The organism is Paenimyroides marinum (genome assembly GCF_900108395.1).
Taxonomy (GTDB): domain Bacteria; phylum Bacteroidota; class Bacteroidia; order Flavobacteriales; family Flavobacteriaceae; genus Flavobacterium; species Flavobacterium marinum.
The window spans coordinates 1-11,643 of sequence record NZ_FNXE01000061.1 but is presented as its reverse complement, the minus strand read 5'-3'; the positions used below and the strand labels follow the sequence as shown (position 1 = coordinate 11,643).

Sequence of the window (11,643 nt, the reverse complement as noted above, 5' to 3'; positions counted from 1 at the left end):
TCAAAAAAATGCTGTTTTTGTCAGAATTGACCCATCTTATAAAGTAGCTGCATAAAACCTATATTATCCATAAACCAAAGAAGCTGCCCTTTTGGGACAGCCTCTTTTTTATTTTATAGTGCTCATCATATAAGCCTCTAACGATTTGATTTCTTCGTCGGACATTGTTTTCAGAATAGCAAAATTGGTTTCCATTACATTATATTGAGAGGGATCTACAATAGGTTCGGCCTTTTTACGTAAAAAATTAAACATATCGCCGTTTTGTTCTTTATAAACTTTGGCGATTTCCTTTACACTTGGTCCAATAACTTTTTTATCCATTTGGTGGCACGAGAAACAAGCTGCTTTATTACTTTCAAATAATTGTTTCCCTTCAGCAATCAATTGTTCTTCGGGGCTTAATGTTTCGGCTACACTTTCAGGATAAAGAGCTTCTTTCTTTTCTTCTTTTTTACCGCAAGAGGTTAGTGTTATGGTTGATAAAATACCAAAAAATAATATTTTTTTCATTGTTGTTCGTTTTTACAAAGTTACATAAATAGAAATCTTTAACAATGAGAATGGTTTTGTAGTAACGAATATTTAACGATTTTTATCTGTCAATTTCTCACTTATGTTTATTGAAAAACAAAAAAGGCTTAACTAATTTAAGTTAAACCTTTTTGTTTTTTATGTATAGAAATATTAATTCAATTTCAATTCTTTTTTAACGTCTGCCATTAAATCTGGTCCGTCTGCTAAAATTACGCCAGAACCTATACTTGAATCAAAAACGTATTTATAACCTTTTGCGCGTGCTACTTTGTGAATAGCTTGTTGTGCTTTGGTTAAGATAGGTTCAGATAAAGCCAATTCTTTTTTTCCTAATTCTTGTCGTGCATTTTCTTGAAACATCTGGAAGCGTGTTTGCATTTCTTCCATTTCTTTACCACGAGTTTCGTTTAAGGCATCACCAGCTGTAGCAGCTTCTGCCTGGTATTTTTTCAATTTTGTTTCAAAGTCTTTCTGCATGGTTTCCATTTCGCCTTTGAATTTCTCCTGCATTTTAGTTAGTTCTGCCTGTGCAGCTTTAGATTCAGGCATTGCCGGGATCAATTCTGAAATATTGATGTGGGCAACTTCTTGTGCTTGTGTTGACAAATTAAAACCTACAATCATTATTGCTGCTAAAAACAACTTTCTTAATTTTCTCATTTTTTGATTTTTAATTTAATTTAACCTATAAAACCTTGTGCGAAGGTACTTATTTTTTTTAATTATTGATTATTTTTCTTGCGATCTTCAATCTCTTTTAAACGTTTTTGTCTATCTTCTTCTAACTTTTTCTTGCGTTCGTCGATTTGTTTTTTACGTTCTTCTAAGGCTTTCGCTTTTCTGTCGGCAGCTTCTTTTTTGCGTTGTTCTTGTTGTGCTTTCAGTTGCTGTGCTTTTTCTGATAGTTGTTTGTTCGTTGAGGTAGAAGATGGCTGAGCAGAACCTTTTCCCGCATTTTCTTTTCTTTTTAAAGCCTCTTCCCGGGCTTTTTCCCGAGCCAAACGGGCTTCTTCCTGTTTCTTTAGAATATCGGCTTTGCGTTTTTCTATTTCAGCAAGTTTTTCCTGACGGATGCGTTCGCGTTCGGCTTTTGCTTTTTCAATTCTTTCTAATTGTTCGCGCTGGCGTTTTTCAGCTGCGGTTTCAGCTGGAACAGCAGGCGTGTTTTCTGTCTGGTTCGCTGCCAATTGTTCTTTTTCCTCTTCAAGCTGGCGTTGGCGTTCTTCTAATTCATCTCTTTTAGAACGCTGACGTTCTTTAATTTCTATCTGACGTTCTGCAATTTCAAGTTGTTCTATTTCTTTTTTAGATAGTTTGCTCTTATTGCGGGTTTGTTCTAATTTACGCAGCACCTGGTCAGAAATTTCATCGGCAGAATTAACATATAATAATGCTGTTTCGCTACTTGTTGATTTGTCAATTACCGATGAATATCTTTTTCGTTTGGCAATTTCTTCAACAATGGTTGATATTTGATCCTGAAGCGGTTTGGCAAGATTTAATTTTTGTTTGAAATAATCGCCTTCTGTACCGAATTTTTCCTGCTGAAACTCAAGTAATTCCTTTTCAATGATTTGAATATCTTCTTCTTTTTCATCAATCAGTTGTTGGGTTAATAAAGGACGTTCTACACTTAACTGATCTTTTAAATCTTTGATCTCCTTTTTTTTACGTTCAATAACAGTTTCCCATTCGGCAGTGCGTTTCTTTAATTCTTTATTAGCTTCTTCATACTCGGGCATTTTGCTCAATATAAAGTCAGAGTCTATATAAGCAATACGACCTTTTTGTTGTGCAAAACCTAAATTGCATAAGCAAACGAGTAAAATTGAAACTACTTTTTTCATATAATGATATTATTCAAAATGTGTGCCATTAAAATTGTTGTCCTAACACAAAGTGCGTTTGCCAGCCGCCTATGTTGTTTTTACCGGGAACTTTGTCAAATCCATATCCAAAGTCAATTCCCAATAAGCCAAACATCGGCATGTGTACACGAACACCGGCACCGGCAGAGCGTTGTAATTTAAACGGATTGTAGTTTGAAAAACCTTCATAAGCAGCACCTGCATCAAAAAAAGTTAAAACATACGCACTCATTTGTCCTTTTAACGCAATAGGATAACGTAATTCTAATGAGAATTTATTGTACACCGTACCACCAATATCTCTATTGTAACCTAAATCACTGTCATATTTCGTAGGACTTAATGAATTATCTTCATATCCGCGTAATGCTACATTTTCCCGCCCGTCTAAGCTATAATTCATCATTCCGCTACCACCTAAATAAAAACGCTCAAAAGGAATAATACCCCGGTCGTTGTTATAAGCACCCAAGAAACCAAACTGACCTTGCGTTCTCAGTACTAATTTATCAAAAATAGTGGTGTACCAATCAGCTTTGAAATTAATTTTATAATATTCTAACCAATTGAATTTTTTCTGGTTTAATTTATCCTGATCCACTTTTGCATCGCGGTAATCAGCAACCGGCATTCCGTTTTCGTCTAAATAGGTTCCTATGGGAATATCTGCACCTGTAACAGGGTTAGATTGTACTGATGTGGTTTTGTATTTATATTCTTCCTGGTTTTCTAAATCTTTATAATTTACACCGTTTACCAAAGAGTAAGGGAATGTGAATTTCCCGGATACACTTAAATAAGCTCCCGATTGCGGATAAATAGCCGGCATAAGACCACCGCGGTTATCACGGGATAATTCAATGGTATAAGCAAGGTTGCGTGAAGTACCATTACTGAAGGCAAAATAATTAGAATAGTAATTATTCAAATCGTAAATCTGGAAACTTAACGAGTGCGATAAGGTAAAGGCATCATCAGGAACCAATAAGCGTTTTGCAATACCTAAAGTAACTGTTGAAATGTTTAAGCCCTGGCTTCTGTCCACATCACCTGTTGTATAATTGTAGGAGCTTTGTCTTGTGTGTGATAACGAACCAAACAGTGAAATAGGACGGCGACCGCCAAACCACGGTTCAGAAAAACTTAAACTATAGGTTTGAAAATAAGTTGCAGCCTGTAAACGCAATGACATTTTTTGGGCATCGCCCATTGGGAAGGGCGTATAAGCGTCTTTGTTAAATAAATTACGGGCAGAAAAGTTATTGAAAGACAATGCCAGCGTACCAATAAAGGTGCCACCACCATAACCACCTTGAACTTCAACTTGTGACTGACCGTTTTCTACCACCGGATAATCAACATCTACCGTAGCAGCATCGGGGTCAGCATTTTTAATATCGGGTTGTAATGCTGAGGCATCAAAAATTCCCATGCTACCCAATCGGCGGATAGATTCTATTAAATCGGCTTTAGACCATTTTTGTCCCGGTAAGGTACGCAACTCACGTAAAATAATGTAATCATGTGTTTTGTCGTTGCCCGAAACAGTAACGTTGTTGAAATGTGCAACGGGACCTTCCAAGATACGAACGTCAAAATCAATGGTGTCGTTGCGTGTTGCAGTTTCTACCAAATTAACCTGTGACCAAAGAAAACCTGCATTTTGATAAACGTTTTCAATGTTCATTGCATCAGGATTTGTTGGGTTTTTAACACGTTCTTCTAATAAAACGCCGTTATAAACCTCGCCTTTTTGTACCGTTAAAACATTTCGCAAATATTGGCTCGAAAACTCGCTGTTTCCAATAAAGCGGATGTCGCCAATGTAATATTTTCGACCTTCTTCTAAATCGATATTAATGGCTATGCTGTTTTTCTTAGGATTGTATTTTGCCGATTCAGAAAGAATTCGTGCATCCCGGTATCCTTTCGATTTGTAGGTGTTGATGATATTTGCCAGGTCGTTTTTATATTCTTTTTCAATGAATTTCGACGGTTTAAAAATACGTACCGGATTCAACGGACTTTTTTGTTTTGTCTTTTTCATTGCTTTACGCAATTTGGCATTGGTAAGCTGTGAATTTCCATTGAAATTGATGTCTGAAATACGCACTTTGCTGCCTTTGTCGATATTGATGATTAAATCGGCCGTTTTGTTGTCGTCGTGCATTTTTCTATCAACGGTAACTTGTGTATTGTAAAAACCATCTTTACGATATTTGTTGGTAAGATAATTTTTAGTTGTAGAAATAAGGTTGTCGTTAATAATTTTACCTGCGGTAATTTTTATTTTTTTGTCTTTTTTTCCTGCTGTCGTTTGGGTTGCCGGAACAGCCAGTTGCAAATCTTTTAAAAGCTCTTCTTTTTTACTTTTTTTAACGCCTGTTATTTCAACATCTTTTAAACGAGGTAATTCGTTTAAATAAATTTCAAGGTTTAAAATGTTGTCTTCGATTGAAGATTCATACACCTTAATGTCGCTAAAATAACCGGTTTTCCATAATTTTTTAATGGCATCTGAAATTTCTTCGCCCGGGAAGTTGATTAGTTGACCTTTTTCTAACCCGGCATAGGTAAAAATGGTCAGTTCGTTAAAATGATAATTTCCTGTTACTTTGATAGTTCCCAAACGGTAACTGCGCGGAGCATTTGGATCTGTTTCGGGAATCAGGTTTTCCTGTGTGGCATTATCGGCTTCCTGGGCAGTTACCGGTTCTTCTTGTGCGTTTGCCACAGCAAAGCTTAGTAGTAAAGGAAAAAGGTATTTTAATTTTTTGCGATGCATTATCCTTAAAAATTATTTATTGATTTGTTCACTTGTTTTACCGTATCGGCGTTCTCGGTTTTGATAAACTTTCAAAGCCTCTAAAAGATGCTCATTAGAAAAGTCGGGCCATAAAACATCGCAAAAATACAATTCTGCATAGGCAATTTGCCATAGCAAAAAGTTACTGATGCGTTGTTCGCCGCTTGTTCTTATCAGCAAATCAACGTCGGGTAAATTATGGGTGTAAAGATGCTTATTAATAACTGATTCGTCAATAGCATCTACCGAAATTATATTATTTTTAACTTTGTTGCAGATTTCTTTCGTGGCTTCAATAAGTTCATTTCTAGAGCCATAGCTTAATGCAAGTGAAAGTGTTAAACGGGTGTTGTTTTTTGTTTTTTCTAAAACTTCTGTTAATTCTTTGCGAACTGTGGCGGGTAAAAGGTCTAAGTTGCCAATTGCATTCAGTTTTATATTGTTTTCTTGCAGTGTTTTAACTTCTTTTTTTAATGCTTTTACCAATAATTTCATCAGCATATCCACTTCAAATTTTGGACGGTTCCAGTTTTCGGTTGAAAAAGCATATAGGGTTAAAAAAGGAATTCCTAAACGGGCACACTGTTCCACGGTACGTTTTACGGCTGTTGCCCCGTTTTCATGACCAATGGTTCTTAAAAAGCCTTTTTGTTTTGCCCATCTGCCGTTTCCATCCATAATGATCGCTAAATGTTGTGGCAATTTTTCGGAATTTATAGTATTTTCTTCTTTCATTATCTTGGAGCGCAATAACAAGGGTTTTTACCAAAAGTGTACGAAATATTTATGCCTGAAAAAACATACCAGTCTTTAGTATTGGTGTTGCCAAATGCCTGAATGGTTGTTGATGGGCTTGCGGGGTTGTTTCCGTCTAAATTATCTGTAAACGAATATCGGGCACCAACTTCGGCACTAATAACCAGTTTTTTGTTTATCAATGCTTTTACACCCAACGTTACAGGTATGGCAAACGTATATTCGGTATCTTTTTCTATTTGTCTGTCGTACTGGTTAAAGTACGATTCTTTATAAGATAATCCTGCAATTCCGGTGTGCACATAAGGTGTAAAAGCAAACCAGCTGTTGTGAAGGTCAAATTCAAAAAAATTAAATTCTATACCAAGCATCAATTCATTCAGTTTGTTTTTTGTACTCAGGTTCCGGGCTTGTCTCAACGGCATATCAGAATCTGCATCATTAGCCGAAATAGGCATATAGGTGTAATTTATCCGCCATGAATGCCTTGGACTTTTGTTCCAGCGGTACTGAAAACCATACGCCATATCTGTAGGGTTGATATATTTTGTAGAGCCTATATCGCCAATGTAATTTGAAGCACCAACGGTTAACCCAAGCTCATGTATCTGGCTTTGGGCAGCGTATGTGCCTAAAATAGTTAATATGGTTAAAAGTTTTCTTTTCATTTTATGGATAATTTGCAAATATACTAATGTAAACGAATATATTTTATATTTATGGTGTATTTTACTAATTACACTATTAATTTCTTTTATCTTCTCCCCACAGTAATTTGCTGCGTAAAGTCCGTAAAAAGGTTACCGATGGAAACTCTACCAGATTAACGGTGTGGCTTGCTAACGAGATTTCTATGACCGAATCGTTGCTGATGGCTGCCGTTTCAGAATCTAACGACAATAAAAATTGCTCTTCACGACTGCTGACTTTCATTTTTATTTTACTGCGGTCGTTAATAATCAACGGTCGGGTTGTTAAATTATGTGGGGCAATAGGGGTAATTACAAAACAATTACTGTCGGGGGTTATAATGGGGCCGCCACAACTTAAATTGTATCCGGTACTACCCGTCGGTGTTGATATTATGATTCCGTCTGCCCAGTAGGTAGCCAGATATTCATTGTTAATGTATGTTTCAACGGTAATCATTGCGGTTGAGTTTTTCCGGGCAACGGTAATTTCGTTTAGGGCAAAATTTACATTGAATTTAGACGTAGCTTCGTCGGGTTGATTAAGCTGCAATAACGTACGGCGCGATAAAGTGTATTGGTTGGAAAACAATAACGGAATTAAAAATCCTATAGATTCTTGCTGCACATTTGCTAAAAAACCCAATCTGCCTGCGTTTACACCTACAATGGGAATGTTTCTACTTTTTACAAAGTTGGCAGCCCGCAACAACGTTCCGTCGCCACCTATACTTACAAAAAAGTTAGTGTCGTCATCAATATCGCTGTGCGATGAAAATGTTTCGTACTCAAAATTCAATACGTTGTTTGCTTTCAAAAGCTGGTAGAATTCCTTTTCAAAAATCACGGTAGCGTTATGTGCTTTAACGGCACGCACTAATTTTTCTACGATTTCTTTGTAGTTGGCTTTGTAATTTTGTGCGTAAATGGCAAACTTCATAACTAAATGTTTAAAAATTTATCTAAATATGCCGAACGTTCTTTTAGTTCGTTCAAATAAGAATCCTGATTGTGTTCAGAAACGATTTCATAACCAAAACGACGAAATGTCTGAATTATTTCATTGATGTTTCCTGCCGATGCTTTTATGGTAATTTGAGCCATACCGTTTTCTGTCGATGAAACAAAAACCCCGAGCAGTTTACAGTTGTTTGTTTCAACAATCTGAGAAATTTCACTGATGCTGTAATCCAGATAATGTTTTTGTATTACAATAGCCAACCCGGCATCTTTCATAAACGGGGTGTGGTTTAAAAGCGGAAAAATATCTTCTGCACTATAAAACCCAACGTATTTGTTTTGTTCGTCTAAAACAGCTAACAGATTGCAATCAAACTGAGCACATTTTTCCAGTATTTCGAACCATCCGGCATCTTTCCTGACAAAATAAGGCAACAACGCATAACGGTAATCGCCCACGGTTTTGGTTTTAGAAGGAATAACATCTACGGATGCAATAGAACCCAGGTAAATACCGTCTTCAACCACAGGAAAATGACTGTATTTATTGTCTTCTATAAATGTAATAATGTCATCAAATTTAGTATTGAATGCAAAGGGCTTTGGTTTTGTTTTGATTAAGTGTTGTGTTGCTTTCATAACGGTAAAATTCATTGCAAAATAATTAAAATAATCGGTTTTATAGCGAATATACTTTGTATTTTTGTTGAAATTGGGTTTCAGTGGTCAGTAATCAGCTGTCAGCCTTTAACTTTTTTACCTTATAACTTTATATACAAAAACGATGACAAAATTATCTGTGAACATCAATAAAATTGCCACTTTACGTAATGCACGCGGCGGCAATGTGCCAGATTTGTTAAAAGTTGCAGCCGATGTACAACGCTTTGGTGCGCAAGGTGTAACGATACATCCGCGACCCGATGAACGGCATATCCGTTATCAGGACGCCCGTGATTTAATAGATGTTGTTTATACCGAATATAATATTGAAGGAAACCCGATGGATGATTTTATGAATCTGGTATTAGAATGTAAACCCACACAGGTAACCTTGGTGCCCGATGCCGTAGATGCCATTACATCAAACGCCGGCTGGGATACGGTAAAACATCAGGCATATTTAAAAGAAATTATTACAGAATTTCAACGCAACAATATCCGCACGTCTATTTTTGTAGATCCTGTTTTAGAAATAATTGAAGGAGCAAAAGTTACCGGAACCGACCGTATTGAATTATATACCGAAGCATTTGCACACCAATATGGTTTAGGAAATCACAAAGCTATTGAACCTTATACAAAAGCTGCCGAGTTGGCCAATAGTTTAGGTTTGGGTATTAATGCCGGACACGATTTAAGCTTGGATAATATCGAGTTTTTTAAACAGAATATTCCCGGGTTGTTAGAAGTATCAATAGGGCATGCGTTAATTTCAGAAGCTATTTATTTAGGATTGGAAAACGTGGTGTGTTTGTATAATCAAAAACTGAGAGATTAGTTTTTAAATAAGGAATAAACCCTGGCAGACATTCAATTCTTTCAGGGTTTATTCTTTATATAGATGTTTTTATTTCTTTATCATTTTTTTGTTCATTATTCTACCATCTTTAGTTTCAATATTTATGTGGTAAATACCGCTTACAAAATTGGTGTGTATCTCACGAATGTCCTGCGTTGGTTCTGAAACTGTTTTGATGATTTTGCCTGTATTGTCGAATATTTTGATGGTTTTTATTATTCCTTCAGAATCCTCTATAAAAAGATGGTCTTCAAACGGATTTGGGTAAACTTTTAGAAATTGCTCCAAAGGTTCTTCTACAGCTAATGGCGTATCTAAAAGAATACGTGTCAAGGTAAAATTACTAACTGAATTCCACTTTGAAGCACCTCCGATAATGAGAGAATCTACTGCTTGTAGTTTAATATATTGAAGGTCATCATTATCTAAAGAAGGATCTATATCAACAAAACCATTTCCATTATTAAAAGAGGTGTCTAAAATTCCGTTACTGTCAAAACGAGTAATTGAATAGCCATAATTATATGTGTTTATTTCTTTCGTTCCCCCGATAATAATTTTTCCATCGGGTTGTACTTCCAATCCTGAATCTGGGTAAGTATGCAAAATAATTCCATTAGTTCCAAAATTTGTATCTAAAGCCCCGTTTGAATTAATTTTTATTAGAAAACTTGATGAATAAGTCATACCATGCCAGTCAATAATGTCTCCTTTAAATACAATTGATCCATTAGGTAATTCTTTTGCAGTATAAATTGCTTCATTCACATCAGGTGATGTGTTATACAAATCAATAATTGCTTTACCATTAGTTCCAAATGAAGTGTCAAAATTTCCTTGTATATCTACTTTACAGTACGCTGTTTTAAGATTGTTTATATTTGAATATTCAAACCCGCTACAAAGTAAGTTACCATCACTTAAAAGAATAGTGTTTCTTGATATAAACTGAAAGTTGTTAGAATATAAGGAAAGAATACCATTATTCCCGAAAGTTGTGTTCAGCAAACCGTTACTTTGTAATTTAACAAGAACTCCCTCTGTAGGTGTAAGTCCTCCCAACATAATTGAACCATCTGACAACAAAATGATAGAGTCAAAATGTTCTACCATCGGTTCTCTGTAAATACCATTTGTAGCAAAGCTTGTGTCTAAAGAACCGTCGTTGTTGTAACGTACTACAAAACCTATATAAACACCAGAGCTGGTTGGAGTAGGCCCTAAATTGGCACCACCTGCAACAATTATTTTTCCATCAGGTTGAATTACAATGTCTAAAGGTTCTTCAGAATGTTCTATAGTAGTAGTTACTATTCCATTAGTCCCAAAAGTAGTATCTAAAATACCATTTGCATTGGTTTTGGTCAAAGTTAAACGATAATAACCATCAGGTTTTTTAGAAAAACCTGCACTTATAATATTTTTATTAGTATCAAAATTAAAACAATTTATTAATAAAGTATTTGGTATTATTGTATAACTTCCTACTCCAAAGCTGGGATCTAATGCTGCATTTTGGGCGGTGGAAATAAATACTGAGAAAATTAACAATATTATTATATACCCGTTGTGCATTTTAAATAATACTAACTTTTAAGTTATTGATATTTCTGTTAAAATAAGTTTTGTTGATGAATTGCACAACTGTTAAGGCTGTAATTTTAGCAAGTAATCGAGTTTTGAATCCTTCAAATGATTTTGCATAATTGCGTCTAATCATAAACTGATCGCACAATTGAGAGAATAAGGTTTCAATTCTTTTTCTATATTTTTTGAATGCATAAAATTGAGGCTGATAATCCTTTTGATTGATTCTTTTTGGAGTTTCCAGTTCTATATTGGCATAATTGAACAAATCAATTTGAACTTCAGACGATAAATATCCTTTGTCTCCAAGTAACACACAATCTGACAATTGCTCTTTGATGTCTTTTAAATAATGGATGTCATGAACAGAAGCTGGGCTTAAATCTATACTTTGGAAAACTCCACTTATAGAACAAACCGCATGAAGTTTATAGCCATAAAAATGCATTTGTTGCGAGGCACAAAAACCTCTATTCGGATAGCAATATTCGGCATCTTTACAGATTTTTGAGGTGTTACTCCTTGAGAGTTTGCAAACTTCTACAGGCATACTATCAATAATAAAATACTTTTCAAATTCATTGAAACTTCTCGCTATTTTCATTCGTAAGTCATTTATTTTATTAGACAATCTGCGCTTTCTACGATTATAAACACTGCGTTCGATCTTACACTTTATGGCGTTGGGAAGATGACGGAATAGATGATTTTCACTATCAATACCCATAAATTCAGCTGTTAATGCAAGACTTATCAATTCCAAATCCTTTAGTTTAGGAACTCGTCTTTGATAAGACAAAAGATTATCATTTGATATTTTTCTTAAAACTTCCAAAATTCTTTCGTAATTTGCACTTAAGTTGTTCATTGTAAATCACTACTAAACGGGCAATCTTTCAAATAGGGCAAAATTAGTTG

The 11,643-nt window shown here is 35.3% G+C and carries 11 protein-coding genes; 1 reads left to right on the top strand and 10 read right to left on the bottom strand.

All coding sequences use genetic code 11. The annotated features are described in order from the left end of the window. Window positions 1-108: 108 nt before the first annotated feature. The 8 genes from BLW20_RS13700 to BLW20_RS13665 form a co-directional block, all read right to left on the bottom strand. Window positions 109-513: a c-type cytochrome gene (locus tag BLW20_RS13700; protein WP_091102515.1), complete on the bottom strand. Its 405-nt coding sequence runs from the start codon at window positions 511-513 to the stop codon at window positions 109-111. 174 nt (window positions 514-687) lie between these two features. Further along, a complete protein-coding gene (locus BLW20_RS13695; RefSeq protein WP_091102511.1) occupies window positions 688-1,197 on the bottom strand; it encodes an OmpH/Skp family outer membrane protein in 510 nt (169 codons plus the stop codon). Between the two features lie 62 nt (window positions 1,198-1,259). Continuing rightward, window positions 1,260-2,384, bottom strand: coding sequence for an OmpH/Skp family outer membrane protein (locus tag BLW20_RS13690; RefSeq protein WP_091102508.1), 1,125 nt, complete (start codon window positions 2,382-2,384; stop codon window positions 1,260-1,262). 28 nt (window positions 2,385-2,412) lie between these two features. Then, on the bottom strand, window positions 2,413-5,190 hold the full coding sequence (locus BLW20_RS13685) for a BamA/OMP85 family outer membrane protein (protein ID WP_091102504.1): 2,778 nt from the start codon (window positions 5,188-5,190) through the stop codon (window positions 2,413-2,415). Between the two features lie 12 nt (window positions 5,191-5,202). Next, window positions 5,203-5,946, bottom strand: a complete 744-nt coding sequence (locus BLW20_RS13680) for an isoprenyl transferase (RefSeq protein ID WP_091102500.1) — start codon at window positions 5,944-5,946, stop codon at window positions 5,203-5,205. Next, window positions 5,946-6,635, bottom strand: a complete 690-nt coding sequence (gene porG, locus BLW20_RS13675; RefSeq protein ID WP_091102497.1) for a type IX secretion system protein PorG — start codon at window positions 6,633-6,635, stop codon at window positions 5,946-5,948. The genes BLW20_RS13680 and porG overlap by 1 nt, the downstream gene beginning before the upstream one ends. A gap of 76 nt (window positions 6,636-6,711) precedes the next feature. Continuing rightward, entirely contained in the window at window positions 6,712-7,596 is an 885-nt protein-coding gene (locus tag BLW20_RS13670; RefSeq protein WP_091102495.1) for an NAD kinase, read from the bottom strand. A gap of 2 nt (window positions 7,597-7,598) precedes the next feature. Then, window positions 7,599-8,270, bottom strand: coding sequence for a CBS domain-containing protein (locus BLW20_RS13665; RefSeq protein ID WP_091102491.1), 672 nt, complete (start codon window positions 8,268-8,270; stop codon window positions 7,599-7,601). Window positions 8,271-8,400: 130 nt separating this feature from the next. Between BLW20_RS13665 and BLW20_RS13660 the strand changes: the two genes are divergently transcribed. Further along, complete coding sequence (locus tag BLW20_RS13660; RefSeq protein WP_091102488.1) at window positions 8,401-9,117, top strand: pyridoxine 5'-phosphate synthase; 717 nt, start codon at window positions 8,401-8,403, stop codon at window positions 9,115-9,117. Between the two features lie 69 nt (window positions 9,118-9,186). Here BLW20_RS13660 and BLW20_RS13655 read toward each other — a convergent pair whose 3' ends face one another. Then, window positions 9,187-10,713: a T9SS type A sorting domain-containing protein gene (locus BLW20_RS13655; protein WP_091102484.1), complete on the bottom strand. Its 1,527-nt coding sequence runs from the start codon at window positions 10,711-10,713 to the stop codon at window positions 9,187-9,189. A 1-nt stretch (window position 10,714) separates the two neighbouring features. Then, window positions 10,715-11,593, bottom strand: a complete 879-nt coding sequence (locus BLW20_RS13650; protein ID WP_091102482.1) for an IS982 family transposase — start codon at window positions 11,591-11,593, stop codon at window positions 10,715-10,717. Window positions 11,594-11,643: the final 50 nt, after the last annotated feature.